This is a genomic window from Micromonospora sp. LZ34, from assembly GCF_052981855.1.
Window position 1 is genome coordinate 13,779 of the sequence record NZ_JBRIQN010000031.1, and the last position, 20,537, is coordinate 34,315.

17 protein-coding genes are annotated in these 20,537 nt (G+C 71.6%); 6 read left to right on the forward strand and 11 right to left on the reverse strand.

The features are described 5' to 3' along the window. Positions 1-554: 554 nt before the first annotated feature. The 11 genes from ACVCAH_RS26625 to ACVCAH_RS26675 form a co-directional block, all read right to left on the reverse strand. Positions 555-1,445 (reverse strand): transposase, encoded by an 891-nt coding sequence (locus tag ACVCAH_RS26625; RefSeq protein ID WP_447138952.1) that lies wholly within the window; start codon positions 1,443-1,445, stop codon positions 555-557. Positions 1,446-1,555: 110 nt separating this feature from the next. After that, a complete protein-coding gene (locus ACVCAH_RS26630; RefSeq protein ID WP_447138953.1) occupies positions 1,556-2,002 on the reverse strand; it encodes a transposase in 447 nt (148 codons plus the stop codon). Positions 2,003-2,266: 264 nt separating this feature from the next. Then, positions 2,267-3,568, reverse strand: a complete 1,302-nt coding sequence (locus ACVCAH_RS26635; protein WP_447138954.1) for an MFS transporter — start codon at positions 3,566-3,568, stop codon at positions 2,267-2,269. Continuing rightward, positions 3,565-4,689, reverse strand: a complete 1,125-nt coding sequence (locus ACVCAH_RS26640) for a MerR family transcriptional regulator (RefSeq protein WP_447138955.1) — start codon at positions 4,687-4,689, stop codon at positions 3,565-3,567. Before ACVCAH_RS26640 ends, ACVCAH_RS26635 begins: the two co-directional genes overlap by 4 nt. A gap of 505 nt (positions 4,690-5,194) precedes the next feature. Further along, the gene (locus tag ACVCAH_RS26645; protein WP_447138956.1) at positions 5,195-6,100 is read right to left on the reverse strand and encodes a replication-relaxation family protein; all 906 of its coding nucleotides are present in this window, start codon (positions 6,098-6,100) and stop codon (positions 5,195-5,197) included. Between the two features lie 287 nt (positions 6,101-6,387). Further along, complete coding sequence (locus ACVCAH_RS26650; RefSeq protein WP_447139013.1) at positions 6,388-8,919, reverse strand: type IV secretory system conjugative DNA transfer family protein; 2,532 nt, start codon at positions 8,917-8,919, stop codon at positions 6,388-6,390. Between the two features lie 20 nt (positions 8,920-8,939). Beyond that, positions 8,940-10,631, reverse strand: a complete 1,692-nt coding sequence (locus tag ACVCAH_RS26655) for a VirB4 family type IV secretion system protein (protein WP_447139014.1) — start codon at positions 10,629-10,631, stop codon at positions 8,940-8,942. Between the two features lie 113 nt (positions 10,632-10,744). Continuing rightward, a complete protein-coding gene (locus ACVCAH_RS26660) occupies positions 10,745-11,710 on the reverse strand; it encodes a PrgI family protein (RefSeq protein WP_447138957.1) in 966 nt (321 codons plus the stop codon). Then, positions 11,707-12,627, reverse strand: a complete 921-nt coding sequence (locus ACVCAH_RS26665; protein ID WP_447138958.1) for a type IV secretion system protein — start codon at positions 12,625-12,627, stop codon at positions 11,707-11,709. The genes ACVCAH_RS26660 and ACVCAH_RS26665 overlap by 4 nt, the downstream gene beginning before the upstream one ends. A gap of 2 nt (positions 12,628-12,629) precedes the next feature. Then, positions 12,630-13,013: a pilin gene (locus ACVCAH_RS26670; RefSeq protein ID WP_447138959.1), complete on the reverse strand. Its 384-nt coding sequence runs from the start codon at positions 13,011-13,013 to the stop codon at positions 12,630-12,632. A gap of 710 nt (positions 13,014-13,723) precedes the next feature. Beyond that, entirely contained in the window at positions 13,724-14,587 is an 864-nt protein-coding gene (locus tag ACVCAH_RS26675; protein WP_447138960.1) for a hypothetical protein, read from the reverse strand. 761 nt (positions 14,588-15,348) lie between these two features. Between ACVCAH_RS26675 and ACVCAH_RS26680 the strand changes: the two genes are divergently transcribed. From ACVCAH_RS26680 to ACVCAH_RS26705, 6 genes are all read left to right on the forward strand, one after another. After that, positions 15,349-16,254 (forward strand): hypothetical protein, encoded by a 906-nt coding sequence (locus ACVCAH_RS26680; RefSeq protein WP_447138961.1) that lies wholly within the window; start codon positions 15,349-15,351, stop codon positions 16,252-16,254. Between the two features lie 10 nt (positions 16,255-16,264). Next, positions 16,265-17,212 (forward strand): TRM11 family SAM-dependent methyltransferase, encoded by a 948-nt coding sequence (locus ACVCAH_RS26685; protein ID WP_447139015.1) that lies wholly within the window; start codon positions 16,265-16,267, stop codon positions 17,210-17,212. Continuing rightward, positions 17,209-17,757 (forward strand): DNA cytosine methyltransferase, encoded by a 549-nt coding sequence (locus ACVCAH_RS26690; RefSeq protein ID WP_447138962.1) that lies wholly within the window; start codon positions 17,209-17,211, stop codon positions 17,755-17,757. Before ACVCAH_RS26685 ends, ACVCAH_RS26690 begins: the two co-directional genes overlap by 4 nt. Next, positions 17,726-18,520, forward strand: a complete 795-nt coding sequence (locus ACVCAH_RS26695; RefSeq protein WP_447138963.1) for a hypothetical protein — start codon at positions 17,726-17,728, stop codon at positions 18,518-18,520. The genes ACVCAH_RS26690 and ACVCAH_RS26695 overlap by 32 nt, the downstream gene beginning before the upstream one ends. An 88-nt stretch (positions 18,521-18,608) precedes the next feature. After that, the gene (locus ACVCAH_RS26700; protein ID WP_447138964.1) at positions 18,609-18,917 is read left to right on the forward strand and encodes a helix-turn-helix domain-containing protein; all 309 of its coding nucleotides are present in this window, start codon (positions 18,609-18,611) and stop codon (positions 18,915-18,917) included. Between the two features lie 57 nt (positions 18,918-18,974). Continuing rightward, a complete protein-coding gene (locus ACVCAH_RS26705; protein WP_447138965.1) occupies positions 18,975-20,501 on the forward strand; it encodes a tyrosine-type recombinase/integrase in 1,527 nt (508 codons plus the stop codon). Positions 20,502-20,537: the final 36 nt, after the last annotated feature.

Sequence of the window (20,537 nt, forward strand, 5' to 3'; positions counted from 1 at the left end):
GTTCCTCCTTCGGGCGGGGCGCGCGAGGGCACGCAGGGATGACCGGCCCACCGGGTGCGTGGGTCAGGTCAGTGACAAGGGGAAGCGGTGGTGCGGGTGGTGGGTGCGACCGTCAGGGGTCGCCGCGCGGGGCGCGTGCCGACCGGCCGAAGCGGGTGGGCGGGGCGCACCGGATGGGTGCGGCGAGGGATCCCTGGGGTGGGACCGAACCGGGTGGAGCGAAATGTGGGGTGTGGTGGTGCCGTGAAAGGTAGCGGCCCTCTCTCACAGCACGTACCGCCCGCAACACCGTTGGACAGGGGCGCTGACCTGCACTGTGAGAGATCAACAGCCGCTTGTCGGGCGGGTGGGGAGATTGTGCTGTGAGAGCCGGCTCCGGTCGCAGGCGATCTTGTTGTTTGACAGTCATGGACCGTGGTGAGGCGTGGCAGGGGTGCTGACCTGCGGTGTGAGCGGCGGTGAGTGGCTGTGGGCCGCGACGCGGCGCTGTGACTCCCCGCGATAGTTGGCACCGTGCCGCGGTAGTTGTCAAGTCAACCTGAGACAGGTTGTCGTTAGCGGGCGGGTTGTTCTTGCCGGGCGGGGTTGTTGATCCAGGCGCTGCCGGGTGCCTGGGGTGCTCGAGGGCGGCGGGCGAACCGGTCCGGGTGAGCGGTGTAGGCCTGATCGAGGGTGGTCTGCCGCTGCGCGCGGATCTGCTCGGCGGTGCCGAAGTGGACTGACGCCGGGGTGTGCCAGCCGATCCCGGAATGGCGGTGTTCATGGTTATAGGCGGTGAAGAAGCTGTCGCAGAAGGCGCGGGCGTCGGCGAGGGAGCCGAACCGGTCGGGAAAGTCGGGCACGTATTTCATCGTCTTGAACTGCGCTTCGGAGTACGGATTGTCGTTCGACGTCCGCGGCCGTGAATGCGAGCGGAGCACGCCGAGGCTCACCAGCATCTCGGACACCGGTCTCGACACCATGACGCCACCGCGGTCGGCGTGCAGAGTGTGCGGCTCGATCCCATTGCGGGCGACCGCGTCGGCGAGGAAATCACGGGCCACGACAGCGTCTTCGCCGGCCGCGACGAGCCACCCGGTCACGTAACGGGAGTAGATGTCGATGACCACGTAGCAGCGATACCAGATGCCTTTGACCGGTCCTTTCAATGCGGTGATGTCCCACGACCACACCTGCGACGGGCCAGTCGCGACCAGCTCGGGACGCACCCGCGGCGGGTGGGCTGCCTGCCGGCGTCGTTCGCGGACCTGCCCGGCCGTGCGGGCGATGCGATACATCGTCGACAGGGAGCACCAGTACCGGCCCTCGTCGAGTTCCCGAGCCCAGACCTGCGGGATCGCCAGATCGGCATATGCCGCACTGTTCAGCACGTCGAGGATGCGGACCCGTTCGGTGTCGGACAGCGCCGACGGCGGCGGGGTCCGCGGCAGCCACGGCCCGTGCACCGGCCCCAGCCCGCTACGGCGGCGGTAGTGGGTCGCGCGTGACGTCCCCGTCAACTCGCAGCCGCGTTGCACCGCTATCCCCGCCGATCGCAGGTCGGTGAACGCTGTGGTCAGGATCTGCTCGGCGGCGGATCGTTGTCCGCGCTCTCGGAGAGTTCTTCCAAGAGCGCGTGTGCTTTTCCCATGATGTCCAACGCCATCCGGGTCTTCTTCAGATCAGCCTGCAGCTTCTCGTTCTGCCGGCGCAGCTTCTCCAACTCGATCTGTTCAGCCGTCTTCCGAGCCGGCCGCCGCGATCCCGAGGATGAATCGCCGCCGCCGCCGCTGCCGGTCAGCGCGCCGGCGTCGCGGGCTTTCGCCCACTCGATCAGATGCGACGAATACAAGCCTTCCCGCCGCAACACGGCGGCTTTCTCCCCATGCGGGGCATTCTCATATTCGGCGAGAATCCGCAGCTTGAACTCCGGACTGAACGCCCGCCGCGACGGCCGCGGCGCCGGATCAGACCCAGACCCACCCGACACAGGCTGGTCCGCAGAAGATGTCGACACGTACACCAGGATCTCCGATCCCGCCCTCGGTCAGCACCCCGCACTCACACGCGGTGTCTCACAACATCCTGACCAAGAGGGCCGGGCGTCAGCTTCGGAGCCTTCGAGGCGGTGCCGGCGGTAGTTAGCACCGACTCCCAGGGATTCTTGGCACTGAAGGGTGTGTCCGCGTGTCGGCCAGGGCGTCGCCCAATTGGTCTGTTCCGATATGAAGGTGCGAGTTCCAGCGTCCGGGGCGCCCAGCCTCGACAGGAGGCCGGCGGGGCTCAATCAGTGGTCGTCGTGCCGAGCGGTGTAGTGCCGCAACTGAGGCGCTGCCCATGCGATCGCTGCCACGGTCGCGACGGTGAGCAGCCCACCGACGCAGATCACCACTCGGGGGCCGAAGATCGGTGCGGCAGCCCCGTGCAGCAGGTTCGCGATCTGCGGTCCCCCGTGGAGTACGACGATGAGTGATCCCTGGACCCGGCCGCGCATGGCGTCGTCGGTGTGTGCCTGTGAGATGGCGTTGCGGAACGTGCTCAGCACGAAGTTCACCGCACCGCCGAGGACGAGCGCCGCCAGCGCGATCCAGAGCCGTGTGGCCAGTCCGAGGACCACGACGGTGACGCCCCACGCGGCGGCGGCCGCCGCCATGAAGGTGCCGTGGCGACGGGCGCGGGTGAACGTGGCCGACAACAGGCCAGCCGCGAACACCCCGACCGGGTAGGCGGCGTAGAGCAATCCCAGCTCCAGGCCGCCGCCTGCCGGGCCGCCGTAGGTGTGCTGGGCCAGTTCCGGGAACAACGCCACCGGCATGCCGAAGACCATCGCTGCGAGATCCACGGCCAGAACGGCCACCAGCAGCCGGCTGGCCGCCAAGTACCGGAAACCAGCCAGCACCTGGCCGATCGTGGAGCGGCCCTGGCGGTACCGAGCCGCTGGGGCGCTCGGTGAGTCGGTCGGGTGAGGGCTGGGCGGCAGCGGCGGTAACTTGACGACAGCCCACACGATGGCCAGCAGCGCGACGGCGTCGAGCAGGTACAGCGTGCTGAGCCCGACAATCGGGATCAAGACGCCGGCCAGCACCGGCCCCAGGACCGACCCGGCGTAGCGCACCAGGTGGCTGAGGCTGCTCGCCGCCGGCAGCAGCTCGACCGGGACGAGGCGGGGCACCGCGGCACCCATTGTGGTCATGATCGCCCCGAAGGTCAGCCCCTGGCAGGCCACCAACACCAACAAGACGGGGACCGAGCGGCCACCCAGCGCCGCCTGGGCCCACAATGCGGTGTACGTCAACGCGAGGCCGCAGTGGGTGGCTAGCAGTACCGTCCGCCGGTCCCTGACATCGGCGACGGCGCCGGTCCACAGCGCGGCCACGATCAGTGCGACGAACGACACGGCGGCGGAAGCACCCACGGCTGCCGACGAGCCGGTCACCATGAACAGCTGCGTCGGTACCGCGACCACGCTGAACGAACCACCCACCGCGCAGACGGCCGAGGCCACCCACAACCGCCGGTACGCCGCGATGGCCAGCGGACGGCGGTCAACCGTGTAGGCACGACGTGCCCGGACCGCTGACGTGCTCACCGTCCGGTGCCGCCGCTACGGTGGACATCGGCAGTAGCCGGTGTTTCCAGCCGCACCACATCGGCAACCACGCACGCGATGTTGTCGGGGGCGCCAGCGGCATACGCCCGCGCGACCAACTCGTCCAGCACCTGTTGAGGGCCGCCCTGCCCGGTCAGCACCTCGCGTAGCGATTCGGTCGGCACGACGGCGGACAGCCCGTCGGAGCACAACAGGTACCGGTCACCGACCACGGCCTCATGCATGGACAGGTCCGGCAGGGCCCCGCCCGTACCAGTGAGCGCCCGTGCGAGAAGCGAGCGTTGCGGATGCGAGGCCGCTTCCTCCGCGGTCAGGCGACCCTCGTCGACTAGCGACTGCACGTAGGTGTGGTCATGGGTGATCTGGAACAGCTCTCCGTTACGCACGAAGTACGCCCGGGTGTCACCGATGTGCACCAGCGCCAGCCTGAGTCCCGACCACAGCAGCGCCGTCAATGTGGTGACCACCTCACCCGACGGCGTTGACGCGGCGATGTCCGCGATCGCCCTGTCGGCGTCACCGACCGCGTCCGCGAGTGCGCCGAGCAGGTCATCGGCCGGCACGGCCAAGGTTTCCAACGGCTTGAGTGCGTCGATGGCCGCTGCGCTCGCGAGGTCCCCACCCGGACCGCGGGCGCCGTCGGCCACCGCCAACAACCGGGGGCCGGCATAGGCGGTGTCCTCGTTGCTCGTGCGTACCAGTCCCGACTCCGCTCGGGCGGCGTACCGGATCCCGAGCATGGGCGCAGTCTCTCCCACAGGGCTACCTCTTCCCGACAGATAATCGACGAGGAAGGTGGCCAACTGCCCACGGGCGGCGGTCTCGGCCAGCACCTGCTCCCAGTAGCCGGCGATCTCTTCGGCCGCCGCCGGAGCTGGCAGCTCACACACCCGCCGGATACGCGCCAACGGCATACCCAGTCGCCGCAGCCAGGCGATCAACCGGGCCCGCTCCAACTGCGCCGGATCGTAGAACCGGTATCCCGACTCACCGTCCACCGCAGCCGGCCGCAGCAACCCGAGTTCGTCGTACAGCCGCAGCGCCTTCGGCGACAGCCGTGCGGCCTGGGCGAACGCCCCGATCGTCAGCAGCTGCCGCACCACTCCTCCTCGTCCCGACCACCGCGGCCGGTGCCGACGATGCTGCGGCTTCACCCAAGGGGAAGGTCAACACAGCGCGGCGGTTCCGGCCCTACCGGCGTTTCCCCTAACTCGGACTTACGCGAACGAAGGTTACCGCTACGATGAGTTGATCTTGCGTAGGCCCAGGTCAGAGTTTGTAACGGCGGCCTGTGCCGCAGCTATCCAAAAGACCTGCAGGAACGTGGGGTGGGGCAAGCCGGTTCCCGCACCTGCTCCGCGTCGCTGAACAGGCGGCGCGCAAGGCCGAAGCTCTGGAACGAACCGCGATCGGCCACCGGATCTACACCGATGGGCGCACGATTGAGGACATCACTGACATTGAGTTCCCGAACCGAATGGCCAGACCAGCAGCGATAGCTGACGGGCCCATCGCTGCTGGAAGCCTCGCATCACAAGAAGCACCCTTAAGTGCCAGCTACCGCTGGGAAGTGTCAACTATCGCTGGTAGTCACTGGCGCGGGTGTCAGTGGTCGTCGGGGTCGGTATAGCGGTGGGGGTTGGTGGCGATGTTGTCGGGGCCGTGGTCGCAGGGCAGTTCGTGCAGCCACCGGCGTAGGCCGGGTTCGGCGGCGAGGGTCCAGGCGGGGCCGGCGGGGTGCTCGTCGTGCAGGCCGGTAGCCACGGGCATGACCGTCGGTACGCCGGCGAGGGCGTCGAGCAGGTGTGCCTCGCGGCGACGGTTGGGCACGCGCAGCAGGACGGGGTAGCGGGGGCCGAACTCGGCGAGGCGTTCGTAGCCGCGCAGCTTGCGCAGCACCTTGCGCAGGGGTTCGGTGCCGTTGTCGTGTTCGAGGAAGAACCCGACGGTGCGGCCGGCGGCGGTCCAGATGCCGTGTCCGTCGGGGCGGATGCCGGCGAGGGCGTAGGCGGCGGTGGCGTGCTGCTCGGACCACCAGCGCACCAGCTCGGCGCTGGGGTCGGTGCGGGTGTAGGCGTGCAGGTCGACGAAGAGTTGGTTGGTGCCGAGCAGGTGCCGCAGGCGGGGGCTGCCGATGATCCGCTCGGTGCGTTCGATGCTGCTGCGCGGCGGCCGGGCCTCGGGCCGCTCGGGGTCGGTGTAGGTGGTGGGGCGCACGAGCATCCCGAGCGGGCCGAGCGTGTAGAGGTTTTGGCCGTCGCCGGTGGTGACGTCGACGAACCGGTGCACGGCGTCGATGCGGTGCAGGGTGGCCAGCCGCAGCCGGGCCGCACGCTCCGACGGGAACAGCGCGGCGGCGATCTGGGCGGTGGACAGCACGTAGTGCTCGGCGAGCCAGCTCAGCAGGTCGTGGTCCCGCAGCGTCAGGCGACGCAGGTACGCCAGCCGCTGCTCCTTACTGGAGGGACGACGAGAAGGACGGGGCTCAGGATTGGAGGAATCGCTGGACATGAGGGATCTCCTCAGGGAGATAGGACGGAGAGGACTCCCTCCTGTAGGGAGGGAGTCTGGAACTGTCGCCGCCGGTGACCGAGGCCGTTCACGGGCGGCGTGCTGCGCTGGGGACCGCACCGGGCTGCCGAAGCGGGGCGGGCGGTGGTGGGAGGTGGTGTAGGCGCGGTGAAGCCGCGGCGGAAGGCGTCACGGAAACCCACGAACTCGCCTGAACAGCCCCCGCCGTCGGCGCCCACCTCGAGCGCGTCTGCGCACCGCTGCGACGGCGTGGGCCGCGGTGACGGTCAGGCGGAGCGGGACGTGCGGCTGTTCCGCTTGGCGTCGCGGGTGCTGGCCGTGTCGGTGCCGCTGTTGCCCTTGTCGGGGCGGGAGAACCGTTCGACGAGGGCGTCAATGGCGCTGGCGTCCTGGGGTGTGATGGCCGCGGCGGCGACCTGCCGGATCGCGGTCGCCTCCCCGACGACCGGCTTCGGTGGGCGGGTTCGCATCGTGAACGCCGGTGTCTGCCGGCCGTCGGCGACGAGGCGGGTCGCGGCGGTGTAGGCGTCGAGGTGGGTCAGGTCGTGCTCGTCGAGCTCGGGCAGGGTGTGCCGGGCCAGGACGCGGGCGTCTTCGGGCGCGCAGGAAAAGTAGATCTTGTTGCGGGCGTTCGCCGACGCAGCGGCGAGGAGGTCCTTGGGGAACTGGGCGAGATCCTGGTGGGACAGGACGAGGGACAGCCGGTACTTGCGGGCCTCGGCGAGCATCGTGTCCAGGCTGTTGGCCAGGGTCAGGAAATTTTGGGCCTCGTCGATGATCAGGGTGGCGTCGCGGCGCTTGTCGGGGTCGATGCGGGCGCGGGCGGTGGCGGCCTGCCACACCTGTGCCAGCACGAGCGAGCCGAGGAGTTTGCTGGTGTCCTCACCGAGCTGGCCCTTGGGGATGCGGACGAGCAGGGCGCCGTCGTCGAGGACCTTGCCCATGTCGAAGCTCGACCTGGGGTAGCGCATGGTGCGCTTGACGAAGTCGCGCAGCAGGAATGCCCGCAGGCGGGCGAGAACGGGGCCGATGACCTGGGAGCGCAGGGCGGGGTTGAGCTCGTCGTACCACTGCCAGAACCCACTCAGTCCGGCCGGGTCGTCCAGCTCCACGGTCATCGCGGACCGGAACTGCGCCGAGTTGAGCAGCGGCGGGATGTGTTGCAGGGTGACGTTGGCGTGGCGCAGCAGGGTCAGGCAGGCCACCCGCATCACGTCGTCCATCCGCGGCCCCCACGCCTTGGCGAAGATGTTCCCGAAGATCGACACGAGGTTGTCCACGACCAGGTCCGGGTCGTCACCGGCGAGAGGGTTGATCGTCGGCGGGTTGGGCTGGTCCGGGTCGAACAGCACCACCCGGTCGGCCACGGAGGCGGGGAGCCGGTCGAGGATGTCCAGGACCATGTCGCCGTGCGGGTCGATGACGACGGTGCCCCGTCCGGCTTTGATGTCGTCGACGGCCATGTTGACCAGCAGCGTCGTCTTCCCGGAGCCGGTGGATCCGATGACGTGCAGGTGATATCTCGAGTCCGGCACGGACAGGGCTACGCCGTGGCCGCCGACCTGCGCATCGCCGAGGACCTTCGTGCCGCGCCCGCCGGTGGGCACGGCGACCGGCGCGGGCATGGACTTCGCCCGCGCCCGGTCCAGACCGGGCACCGCGAGGTCCCGCGGCAGGGCGGCGAGAGCGGCCAGCTCGGGGGTGGAGGTGAGGAACCCGGCGCCGAGACGCCGGTGCGCCAGGACCGCGGCGGGGGCGGGCATGCGGGTGCGGTGGGTGAGGCGGTTGCGGCCGGAGTAGACGGCGAAGGAGGAGGCGACCGTGTCGGCGATGCCCCGCAACCGGGGCCGCTGGTCGGTGGTCGCGCGCCGGCTGTCCTTGCCGACCGCGTAGCGGATCGCGGTCTCCCACAGCGGGTGGGCGCTCTTGTCGAGGATGGCCCGCACGTCGCGTTCCACACCCGGGTCCCGCCTACCCGTCGGGGCGGGCCGGGCGGTGCCGGCGGGTCGCCCGGGCAGGAACACCTCGACGAGCCACAGCAGCGGCGCGGCCGGGTTGATGGTGGGGATGGCGGTTTTGCCGTCGCGCAGCCGCGCGGCGGCCCGCCGCGCGCGCAGCGCCCGGCGGGGTGCGGCAGGGCGGGCGAGGACCTGCACGCAGGCGTACTCGTCGGCCCGCAGCTGCGAGCCGGCGGACATCAGCGCGCGTAGGGGGTCGTTGTCGTGGTCGGTGTGGAACGGCAGCCATTCCGCGGTGGTGGGCAGCAGGTGACCGCCCATCGCCGCCGCTGTGTGCAGGGGGATGGGGGGTGGGGTGGTGTCGTCGGTGGTGCATGTGGCGCCGGGCCATGCGGCGCGCACGGCGGCTTCGACGGCGCCGGGTGCGACGGTGCCGGGCACCCAGACGGAGATGAGCAGCCGCCGGCCTGTCCAGGTGTACTGCCAGACCACGTGGGGACTGCCGTGGAGCCACCGGCGGCGGCGGGACGGGGTGAGGGTGCCGGTGAGGTTGGCCCACAACGCTGCCGCGCTGTGCGGGTCGACCTCCGGTGGTGGGGCGATGGTGACCAGGCGGGCGCCGTCGGCGTGGCGGCGGTGCCGCCACAGTCCGATGAGGTTGCGTCCGGCGACGTAGGCGAGCAGGGCGGCGGCGGCCACGGCGAGCAGCCACGGCCGCTGCCCGGCCCACCCGGCGGCGTCGAGGACCCAGCGGGTGGGCCCGGCCGGGGGTGGGACGAGGCCGGCGCCGGGCCCGGACGGGCCATGCGCCGGTGTGGGCGTGGGCGGCGGGAGCGTCATGCTGGCGGTGGCGGGCGGGGTCACAGGTCCTCTCCTTCCTCGTCCAGGTCGGCGAGTTCGTTCGGGCGTGTCGTGCAGAGTTGGTGCTCGGTGTCGGAGGCGATGGCCTCGAAGCTGCTCCGGTTGGTGCCGGAGATCAACAGGCCGGTGCCGACGCGGGCGGCGAGCAGCAGCCGCCGCTCGCCGGCGGTGAGGCCGAACGCGTCGCCGATGGCGTCGATGGCCTGCGGTGCCTGCTTGAGCAGGATTTGGGTGGCGGCATTCGACACGACGGCCTGGCCGAGGTCGGTGCCCAATAGGTCGGCGACGTCCTGGGTGATGACGGTCAGCCCGGCGTGGCGTTTGCGGGCGGCCTTGGACATGCGGAACAGGAACCGGGCGCCTTCGCCGTCGCGCATCAGCAGCCACGCCTCGTCCACCACGACCAGGCGGCGGGCGGACAGCCGGCCGGGGGCGTCCACCTGCCGCCAGATCGCGTCGAGGGCGAGGAGGGTGCCGACGGTGCGCAGCTCGTCGGGCAGGTGCCGCAGCGACCACACCACGAGGTGCCCGTCGGGTCTGGTGGTGGTGGGCCCGTCGAACAGGTCGGAGAACGACCCGTCCACCCAGGGGGCGAGCCGGGCGGCGAGCTGACCGGCGGCCAGGTCGGTGTCGGCGTGCAGGCAGTCGGCGAGGTCCCGCAGGAGTGGGGCGGGCCGGTGGTGCGTGGCGGGGTCGGCGGTGATTCCCGCAGCCCGGTAGACGGCCAGGATCGCCCGGTCCAGGGCGGCCCGCTCGCCCGGTGGCGGCTGCTGGCCCAGCAGCACCGCGATGAAGGTGTGCAGGAACAGCCCCCGCCGGGTGAGGACGTCGGGTCGGGTGTCGGCGGCGGGCAGGTCGAACGGGTTGATCTTCACCCCCTGCATCCCGAGGCGCACGACGGTCCCGCCGACGGAGTCGGCGAGGCGGAGGTACTCGTCTTCGGGGTCGATGACGGCGACCTGTACCTGCTGGTAGAGGTTGCGCAGGATCTCCAGCTTCACGAAGTAGGACTTGCCGGCGCCGGAGCGCGCGAGGACGACGGAGTTGTGGTTCTCCTGGATCCAGCGGTCCCACCAGACGATGCCGCCGGAGTCGGGGTTGACGCCGTAGAGGATGCCGCCTTCGGCCGGCGGGTCGCCGGGCAGCGGGGCGGGCAGATCGGCGCTGGCGAGGGGGAACGCGGCGGCCAGGGCTTGGGTGTCCATGGTGCGGCGCATCTGCAGCGAGTCCATGGCCAGGGGCAGGGTGGTGGTCCACCCGGCGAGGTGCCGCCACGTGGCGGGCTGCACCTCGATCAACGTGGAGGCGGCGCCGGCTTTCACCTGGGCGCAGGCGTCGAGGAGTTCGTCTTCGGTGCGGGCGTGCACGGTCAGGTAGAGGCCGACGCGGAACAGCTTGGCCGCGCCGCGGGCGAGGCGCTGGGCGAGGTCGGCGGCGTCGTCGGCGGCGGCGTCGACGCAAAGGTCGGACAGCTTGCCGCGCTCGGCGTCGGCCCGTCGGGAGGATTCGAACCGGGCCCGCTGGTTGCGCAACCGTGATGCCGCGACCGGCGCGGGCAGCGGGTCGATGTGCAGGGCGAGGTCGAGGCGGCCCGGCCAGGACAGCAGCGGTTCGAGCCAGGCCGGGCCGACCTCGGCCGGGTAGCCGGTGACCACGAGGGTGGCGGCGTAGCCGTCACCCACGCGCAGCATCCGCGGAGTCACCTCCACCGAGGCAGGAGCGACGGTGGCCGCCACACGTCCGGTGGAGGGCTGCGCCGAGGCGTCCGCCCGGCGTCGGGCCGTCGGGCCGGTCCGGGTCCACATCATGATCGGTCCTTCCGGATTGGTGAGGGGCGGGTGGCGGCGGGGCCGCTGATGACGGTGTCGGGGGCGGCCAGCCCGCCGGGGCGGGCAGGCCGGTAGGGGTCGGCGGCGGCGGCGATCGCGGCGGTGACGGCCGCCCCGTCGAGGGCGCGGGTGGTCACGCCGAGGCCGGACAGGGCGCGGACGGTGTCGTCGGCGCGGCGGCGGGCGGCGTGCTCGCCCCGCTCCCCGCTGCTGGTGCGGGTGACGATGAGGACCTGCCGGCGCAGCGGATCCCTGCGCGCGGCGAGGTCATCGAGGAACCGGGCGTGATCCGTGGCCGCGTCGGCCAGAGCCGGGTGCGCCAGCGCGCCGGCTGCTGCCCCTAACGTGCGAGCGTGGGAGTGCAGGTCCACCGGCTGCGCCGACACCACGATCTGCGTCGGCGTGGACAAGCTGTTCAGCCAGCGGCCGAAGGTGTCGACCAACGCCGCTTGCTCGTCGGCGGTGCGTAGGGCGAGGTTGACGTTCGTCGCGGCGACCATCGCCGCCCGCGCCCCGCCCAAGCGGATTTCCCCGCCGTCGTCGATCGCGTCGGCGGGCAGCCTCAGCGGCGCCGGCAGCATCACCTTTGTTTTCGGCGCCTGAACCCAGTCGGGGGTCTTCGAGGTGGTGTCAGTGGTCGACAGGGCGCGGGGTGCCCGCGAGTGGCGGACGGCGGCGAGCAGCCACACATCCAGCGGCAGGCCGTCACGCCGGCCGACAGCGACGCCGAAGACGAGCCCGCCGACTATGACGGCGGCGCCGACGAGCACCGGCACCGGCACGAGGTCGTGCAGGGCACGCCAGGCGCCGTAGCAGGCCAGGGCGGCGACGGCGAGGATCGCCAGCTGCCGGAACGTCAGCCCGTAGAGAACCTTGTCGGGGGCGTCGACGTCGGCGGGCATCCGCGCCCGCGTCATGTCGGTGTGGTCGCGGGGGGTCATCGGCCCACCGCCCGCAGCCCGCGGCCGAGGCCGGGAACCGACCGGGTGACCTGCTGGACGACGATCACCCGTACCGCGGCACCGAGCATGTTCACCCCGCGGCCGCTGTTGCCGGTGGAGACGTAGCGGCGCATCAGGGTGGGCACCCGCAGGGTGGTCCACAGTATGACCATCACCACGAACAGGTTGATCACCCCGCCCGGGTCCACCGGCAGTCCCAGCACGGGCAGCAGGTGGTCCGGGTCGGTGAGCATCCACTGCCCGGCATACAGGGTGAAGCCCTGCACCACCGGCACCGCGAGCACGCCCGCGTAGGACTTCCACCACAGGCGGGCGATCGGGTCGGTCTGCGGCAGCGCGTGACAGGCCAGAGCCAACGGTGCGGCGGCGGTGAGGACGAGGACGACGGCGAAACGGACGATCAGACTGAACGCGGTGCTTGCGAGGAGCACGGCGATGATCGCCACGCAGATCACGAACAGCAGCACCGCGGTCTTGTCCTGCCCGGCGGTGATGTGGGTTCTGATCGCCCGCAGCGCGCCGTCGCTGTCCCCCTGGGGTGTGGTGAGGGCGGCGGTGAGGGCGTTGGCGAGGTCGATGAGCATGCCGCACCACAGTTGGGAGAAGTGCGCGGCGACGAACCCGACGATCAGGCGCGGGAGAAGGTCCTTGACCGTGTAGCGGGATCGTTCGTCTCCGCCGGCGGTCATGGTGAGCACGCCGGCGGCGGCGAAGGCGAGGACGAAGACGGTGTCGACGACGAGGACCGAACGGCCGGTCAGCGCCTGTACCTGCGGCAGGGCGGTGACGTTCGGGGTGATCAGCAGCGCGCTGCTGATCACCCCGAACAGGGCGTCCAGGCAGCCGAGGATCGCCGCCGCCAGCCAGTCCAGGATCTGGTCGAGCAGCCAACCCATGATCAGCCTCCGACGATGCCGCGAACGACCTGCAGCAGGACCGGTGCGAGGACGGCCAGGCCGTAGCCGACCAGGGCGTTCTTCAACGCGCCCTTGGCCCGCTCGACCTGCGCCGGGTCACCCCCGGCGGTCGCCCAGTACACGCCGGCCAGGACGAGGAACAGGGTGGCCACCGCGGCGAGGATGCCGACCAGCCACAGCCGCAGGTTGTTGATGACCACCGGCAGCGAGTTCACCGCCAACACCGGGGTGCCGGTGTCGGCGTACGCGGCGGCGGGCACCGACAGGAACAGCATCACCGCGCCGGTGACGACGGCGACGCGGCCGGCCTGGCGAGCGGCGCGGGATTGGGTCAGGGCACGAAGACGTGCCGGGATGCGGGACATGGGGGTTCACCTCCGGCCCCGCCGCCCTCGAGGAGGCGTGCGGCGGGGCGCTAGCGGGCGGTCAGGACCGCCGCCGGGCGCGCGGGCGCGGACAACGCCACGAACGGGAGCGTCCGCGGGAGGAGCGCGTCCTCCCTTGTCGGGTAGCGGTGTGTTCGATGAGGTGTCAGCGCACCAAACTGCGCGGCACCCGAGGCGTCCGGCTCACGGCGGCCCGATGTGTTCCCGGGCCCGACGGCGAGCGGAACCTGATCGCCCGCGGTCCGCAGGGCGTGTTGGTTCCGCACCCTCAAACCGCCGTTTGTGTGCTCTGGCGAACGCCTGGCCAACTCACAGCCGCCCACACCGCCGGCGCGACTCTCACAGCGCAGCTCACAGCCGGCGGGCAGCCCGGCGGGAGGCACCGCCGACCCTCGCCTCTCACGCAGCCGGGCGTCACACACGCGGGCCGGGCACCCGCGACGTGCACAGGGCTGCCCGGCCCGCTGTGAGCTGAATGCCTGTGGGTCCCTGTGTGAGGCTCCACCCGTGCGGAAGCTGGTGGCCCACTCCGTCGTGCCGGTCACCGCCGCGCCGGTGCGGCGTCACCCCGTGGTTGTCCGAATGCGCCGCCGCGCCCTCACCGGTGTGCATCGGTGAGGGCGCCGCGGCACGTTCGGGGGCGGTTGTCGCCGCTGGCCAACCGCGCCGACGCCACAGGGCCTGGCCGTTTACGCGGCTGCCGCCTTCGCCGTGCCGGTCAGGGCGCGGCGTCGGCTGGCAGCGCGCAGTGCGGCCCGGCGCTCGGCTCGCGCCGACAGGGCGTCGGCGGCTTGCAGGGACGCGACTCCGGTGAGCAGGCCCCTCGCGAGGGCGTCGGCGATGCGGGTGTCGATGCGGCCCAGCCGCATGCGCAGGGCGTCGGCGGTGATGCCCAGCCCGGCGGCGATCGGCTCGACCGCCCGCCGGCCCAGCCGCACGTCGATGTACGGCTGCTCATCGTCGGGATCGAGGATCCCCAGGCCCACCGCGCGGCGCACCAGCACGTCCGGATGCCCGTACGGCACCCTCGGGGTGCGCGGCCCCGTGACGTGGTCCACGTCCTCCACCGGCGTGAACTCGCCGGCCTGCCGGCGCAGCGCGTACCCGGCCCGCCATGCTGCCCGGCACAACGCCGCGTACGGCGCCGGCCGGGCCACGTCCACGTGGTCGCGCAGCGCCGCCAGGAAACCGGTCAGGATCTCTGCGCCGATGTCGTCCGGGTCGCCCCGGTAGCCGGCGCACAACTGCCCGGCGTAGCGGCGCAGCGCCGGCATCGCCATCCCCACCGCGGCGATGACCCACTGCGGCCCGCACAGGCGGGCACGGCGGATCAACTCCCGCCCTACCACGTCACGCGCCGTGTAGGCGCGCGGGCGCGCCAGCAGCCAGTCCCGCAACGCCGGCAGCGCCATGACACCCGTCGGCAGGCCGTCGTCCGGGCCGAACATGTCAAGATCGACCGACAGGGGCTCCGGGTCACTGGTCAGCGCCGCGAACGCGGCGTCGGCGGCGTCCAGGGGCGAGGCGGGCCAGTCCGTGTCGGACACGCTCATGTCACCACTCCATTGTCAGACAAGACCGTCGATTGACGCCGCCGTCGTGTCACGGCGTGCCGGGCGTGCCGATTACGCCACGACCGGCACACAAACCGTCACGGCGCAGGCCGGGGCGGCTACGACCTGCGCTCGCACGCCATGACACCGCGTCTGGCATTCGATCTCTGACATCGACAGATGTCGTTAACGTGTGCGGGTGGCGGGGCCGCTGAGCAGGACTGTGGCACACACGCGGAGGCGTGTCATGGCTGCTGGACAGCGTGCTGGCGACCCTCTCGGAAAGCGTGCCCGCGTCGGCGATGACACCGCTGACGTGACACTCACAGCCGCTCATAGCGGCTCACAGCGGCTCACGGCGACAGCCATGACATCGGCGTCCGCCACAGTGTCCGGGCGCCGCAGCCAGTGCCGACCGCCGCGTCATGACACCCGTCGGCGGCGCGTGTCATCCGCGGTCACGACCGGGATGACATGCCACCGGCGCGATGGCACGAGCGGGGATGACATCGCCTGCCGACTCTCACAATCAGCACAACGCCACCACGTCATCGGCGGACATCGCTGTCATGGCGGACGGTGTCCGTGACGCTGCGCATCCGCCGCCGACAACCTCCAGTCCCTGCTCCCACTGCGGCGCGTCCCGCACCCGACGGCAGCCGCTGTGAGCGCCTGTGAGAACGGCAGGCGTTCGCCAGAGCACACAAACACCGGTTTGAGGGTGTCAGCGCACTACATGCGCGGCGCGGAGCCACATCCGAATGAGCGAGCACACGCCGCAGTATCATCACGACCCTGCCCACCCCGCCGACCCGCACGACGTCGACCCGATCCTGATCGACCTGGTCGCCGGCGACCCGCCGGTCCCGGTCACCGTGTGGCGCACCGCCCGCACCGAAGCCGACACCGGCCGCAGCATCGGCGCCCGACTGGCCTACCGGCTCGTCGCCGCCTACAGCAGCCCCGGCGACGCGGTCGTCGACCTCACCGGAGACCACGCCCTCACCGCCGTCTGCGCAACCGGCGGGCGCCGGCACCACCCGGGATGGTTCACCGACGCGTCCAGCCTGATCATCGGACCGGCCACCCCGCCGACCCGCACGGATCCGGCCGCGCTCTCCGACGACGGCGACCTGCCGGAGTTGAGCGCCTGGTTCGGCGACGACCTCACCGACCCCGAGCTGCCCCCGTCCACCGACCCGGCCACCCCGGCGCCGCACGGCGCGTCGCTGCAGGAGGCGACCAGCCTGGTCGTGGCCTGCTGGCCCCTCGACCCCGCCGACACCATCAACCGGATCCGGCTGGCGTGGCTGCTGAGCGCATGCGCGCGGCTGCTGCGCCCCGGCGGCTGCCTCGTCCTCGTCGTCACCGTCAGCACGCTCGGCCCGCAGGACTTCACCCCGGTGGCCACCGCCGCCGCAGCGGTCGGCCTGGGCTACCTGCAGCACATCGTCGCCGTCGCCGCCGACACCGACGGCGACGCATTCGTCTACCACGTCACCGACGAGGAACTGCTCACCCTCGCCGCCCGGCAGGCCGGCGAGCAGCAGTGGGCGGTCGCGCACCTGCGCGTGCACGCCGACCTGCTCGTGTTCAGCCAGGCCACGCCACCGACCACCGCACCGCGGCAGCGACGGCGGCAGGAGGGCGGTGACCGCCGTGGCTGAACACCCCCGCATGCAGGGACCGGACGAGAGCCTGTCGGTGTGGGCGACCGCCCAACGCACCGGCCCGGTGCAGCGCCGCGGCCGGTACGTGGCCGAGTCGGTCAAGCACCCCGCGAGGATGCTCCCCGCGATCGCAGCCCACGCCGTGCACGCCTACACCCAACCCGGAGACCTGGTCCTCGATCCGATGTGCGGGATCGGCACCACCCTCGTCGAGGCCGTTCACGCCGGCCGCGACGCCATCGGCGTGGAGTACGAATCCCGCTGGTCCGACATCGCCGACGCCAACATCACCCACGCCCACGACCATGGAGCCACCGGCCGGGCCTCGGTGATCCGCGGCGACGCCACCCGACTGCGGTCCCTGCTGCCCGCCGCCCTGACCGGGCAGGTCGCCCTCGTGGTCACCTCACCGCCCTACGGGCCCACCGTCCACGGCCTCGTCCGGCCCGGCGCCGACGGGGTGGCGAAGTTCGACAACGCCTACAACGACGGCACCGACAAGGGAAACCTCGCCTACCGCGACCTGACCGGCCTCACCGACGGCTTCGCCCAGATCCTCGCCGGCTGCGCGACCCTGCTGCGCCCCGGCGGCACCGTCGTGGTCACCGCACGCCCCTGGCGCAAGAACAGCCAACTCGTCGACCTGCCCTCCGCCGTCATCGCCGCCGGCGTCCGCGCCGGCCTGACCCCGACCGAACGCTGCGTCGCGCTACTCGCCGCGGTCCGCGACGGGCACCTCATCGCCCGCCCGTCGTTCTTTCAACTCCAGGCCGTCCGCAAAGCCCGCACCGCCGGCACCCCGCTGCACCTGATCGCCCACGAGGATGTGCTGATCTTCCGCCGCCCGGAGAAGTCCGCGATTTCCGGCGGACCCACGTGCTCTCACGGTGAAACCGGATGCCCCCAGGACTCGTCCTGCCAGGCGGCCAGCGACGACGTGGGGGAGGGGGGTTGAATGGCGCTCCCACCGGCCTGCGGATCGGGTCGCTGTGCAGCGGGTACGGGGGCCTCGACCTGGCCGTCGAGCTGGTGCTCGGCGGCCGGCTCGCCTGGTACGCCGAAACCGACCGGCACGCCCGCACCGTCCTGGCCCACCGGTGGCCCGGCGTGCCCAACCTCGGCGACATCCGCACTATCGCCTGGAACCGGGTCGAACCCGTCCACGTGCTCACCGCCGGGTTCCCCTGCCAGGACATCTCCAACGCCGGCAGACGCGCCGGCATCACCGGCGCCCACTCCAGTCTCTGGCAGGCCGTCGCCGACGCCGTTCGCCACCTTCGACCGCCGTTCGTCTTCGTGGAAAACGTCGCCGCCCTCCTCCGCAGGGGCTTCGACGTCGTCCAAGGTGATCTGGCCACGCTCGGGTACGACACGAGCTGGACGTGCCTACGCGCATCCGACATCGGCGCCGCCCACCGCCGCGACAGGCTGTTCCTGCTCGCCGCACCCGCCGAACAGCTTCGAGGGTGTGCGGACGCTGCCGACGCCCTGCGCCCGTGACGGCAAGGGCCCCGGCCACCAGTACGGGCTGCCCGACCTCGTCGAGCCCAGCGGCACCCGCCACAACCTGCTACCCACCGCGGCAGTGGCGGACAGCCGCTCCACGGCCGACGCCAGCACCGGACGCGGCGCCCCCGACGCCGGCCGCGTCCGGCGAGGCCTCACCGACGGCGACCGGCTCCTACCCACGCCACGGGCCAGCGACACCGGCACCCCCGGGCGGCGCGCCGGCCCGGGTTTACGGCCCCCGCTCTCACAGGTCCTGCTCCCCACCCCCAGGGCCACCGACGGAGTCAAAGGCTGCCCCGGCCAGCGAGGCTCACACGGGGACCTGACCCTGCCCTCGGCGGCGGTGCAGGTCCCCGCCCGGCCGCTGCCCACCCCCCGCGCGTCCGACGGGCGCGGCCCCGGCGCACACGGCGCCGGCGGCCCCGACCTGCGCACCACCATCGCCGGCCTGCCCACCGACCTCGGACGACCCGACCACGCCCGGTGGGGCCCCTACGCCACCGCGATCGCCCGCTGGGAACAGCTCCTCGGGCAGCCGGTCCCGGACCCCACCCAGACCGGCCGCCACGGCAAACCCGTCCTCGCACCACCGTTCGTGCAATGGCTCATGGGTCTCGAGCCAGGCTGGGTCACCGACCTCGACCTGCCCCGCACCGCCGCACTCCGCGTCCTCGGCAACGGTGTCGTTCCCCAACAGGCGGCGGCAGCCCTGCGGCTACTGCTGTGCCCGCACCGCTGGCAGGCGACCACATGACCAGCCGAGTCCCGCCACGACAATCCCGACAGGGAGAACAGCCACCACCGAGCGGGAGCCTTCCGCCCACCACGAAGGGCGCGGCGCCATGAGCGACCGGCGACGCACCCGCACCCCCTCCATGACCACCACGCCAGCCGAACCCGCGACCAGACGACGGTGGACCGAGGACGACGTCCGCGCGCTGGGCGTGACCACCGACGTCGTCACCGCCGGTCAGATCCTCGGACTGTCCCGCAACACCGCCTACCGCCTCGCCCGCGCCGGCGCCTTCCCCGTCCCGGTCATCCAGGCCGGCCAGCAGTACCGCATACCCGTCGCCGGCCTCCTCGCCGCGCTGCACCTCACCACTTCGGCAGCACCTGACGTCGGCGACACGCACCCACCCGCACCGTAGATCCCCCGAGCGGCGACTGCCCGCGACGACTTGATCGTCGCGGGCAGTCGAGCGTGCATGTCGATCGACAAAACCGCTGCCCCGGCAGCCACCACCCCAACCCACCCGGAGAACCCACCCATGTCGCACGGCTCGATCTTCAAACGCTGCGGATGCCGTGACCCGCGCACCCGCAAACCCCTCGGCAACCACTGCCCGAAACTCCGACGCGCCAACCGGTCCTGGAACCCCGACCACGGCCACTGGGCCTACCAACTCGAACTCCCACCCACCGCCGAGGGCCGCCGCCGACAGCTACGCCCCACCGGCTTCGACACCCACAAACAAGCCGCCGACGAACTCGACCGCGCCCGACAGTTGCTCGACCTCGCCGGCCGCAACCGCCGCCACCGCACCGAGATCGGCGACCTGCTGCAAGCCACCCTCCGCGCCGGCGGCACCCTGCCCGACGTCGACACCGTCCGCAACCGGCTCCGCACCGACACCCCACTGGTCGGGGTGCCCACCCTCGCCGACTGGCTGACCACCTGGCTGCAGCGGCTCACCGTCGACGACAACACCCGCCGCGGCTACGAATCCCACGTCCGCGTGCACCTCATCCCGCACATCGGCGACGTCGTCCTGGACAAGCTGCGCCCCCACCACGTCGAGGACCTCATCGACAAAATCAAACAACGCAACGCCGACATCGCCACCGCGAAAGCCAGCCCAGACCCCGCCACCCGCGCCAGCGTCCGAGGGGTGCGACCCACCGGACCCGCCACCATCGCCCGCATCCGCGCCACCCTGCGCAAGGCGTTCAACGACGCCCTCGCCCGAGAGGTGGTCAGCGGCGTCACGAACCCCGCCACCCTCGTCAAGACCCCCAACGCTCGGGCGAAACCGATCGTGTGGGAACCGGAACGCGTCGCCAGGTGGAAGGCCACCGGTAAGGTCCCCGGCCCTGTCATGGTCTGGACCGACGACCTTCTCATCCAGTTCCTGGACTACGCCGCCGAGCACGCCCCGGACCTGCACCCCCTACTGCACCTCATGGCCTACCGCGGTCCCCGCCGCGGCGAAGCATGCGGACTCCTCGACGCCGAAGTCCGCCTCACCAAAGGCGAAGTCAGCATCGTCAACCAGATCGCCACCCACGGCTACGAAACCCACCAGAAACGGCCCAAGAGCGACGCCGGCAACCGCGAGGTCATCCTCGACCCCGACACCATCGCCGTCCTCACCGCATACAAGGCCCGCCGCGCCGCCTGGCGCCTCGCCGCTGGGAAGGACTGGCCCGACACCGGACTGTTCTTCGTGCGCCCCGACGGCCACCCATGGCACCCCAACGCGGTCACCCAACGCTTCCGCCGACTCGTCAAACAAGGCGGGCTGCCACCCATCCGACTGCACGACCTGCGCCACGGCGCCGCCACCCTCGCCCTCGACGCCGGCGTCGACATCAAAGTCGTCTCCGACCAACTCGGCCACTCCACCACCACACTCACCCGCGACACCTACCAGAGCGTCGTCAAGCGGCTGCACCACGAAGCCGCGACCGCCGTCGCCGACAGGATCAAAAACAAGCGGCGCCGTACCGCTTGAGCGACCGACCTGGGTGATGGGTTGAAATAGCAGATC

What these genes read in the sequence shown, in the direction of transcription:
- ACVCAH_RS26665 (WP_447138958.1), bottom strand. Translation starts at nt 12,627, where the DNA reads ATGGGTTGGCTGCTCGACCAGATCCTGGACTGGCTGGCGGCGGCGATC.
- ACVCAH_RS26705 (WP_447138965.1), top strand. Translation starts at nt 18,975, where the DNA reads ATGTCGATCGACAAAACCGCTGCCCCGGCAGCCACCACCCCAACCCAC.
- ACVCAH_RS26650 (WP_447139013.1), bottom strand. Translation starts at nt 8,919, where the DNA reads ATGACGCTCCCGCCGCCCACGCCCACACCGGCGCATGGCCCGTCCGGG.
- ACVCAH_RS26645 (WP_447138956.1), bottom strand. Translation starts at nt 6,100, where the DNA reads ATGTCCAGCGATTCCTCCAATCCTGAGCCCCGTCCTTCTCGTCGTCCC.
- ACVCAH_RS26685 (WP_447139015.1), top strand. Translation starts at nt 16,265, where the DNA reads ATGCAGGGACCGGACGAGAGCCTGTCGGTGTGGGCGACCGCCCAACGC.
- ACVCAH_RS26675 (WP_447138960.1), bottom strand. Translation starts at nt 14,587, where the DNA reads ATGAGCGTGTCCGACACGGACTGGCCCGCCTCGCCCCTGGACGCCGCC.
- ACVCAH_RS26660 (WP_447138957.1), bottom strand. Translation starts at nt 11,710, where the DNA reads ATGACCCCCCGCGACCACACCGACATGACGCGGGCGCGGATGCCCGCC.
- ACVCAH_RS26655 (WP_447139014.1), bottom strand. Translation starts at nt 10,631, where the DNA reads ATGCTGCGCGTGGGTGACGGCTACGCCGCCACCCTCGTGGTCACCGGC.
- ACVCAH_RS26700 (WP_447138964.1), top strand. Translation starts at nt 18,609, where the DNA reads ATGAGCGACCGGCGACGCACCCGCACCCCCTCCATGACCACCACGCCA.
- ACVCAH_RS26680 (WP_447138961.1), top strand. Translation starts at nt 15,349, where the DNA reads ATGAGCGAGCACACGCCGCAGTATCATCACGACCCTGCCCACCCCGCC.
- ACVCAH_RS26670 (WP_447138959.1), bottom strand. Translation starts at nt 13,013, where the DNA reads ATGTCCCGCATCCCGGCACGTCTTCGTGCCCTGACCCAATCCCGCGCC.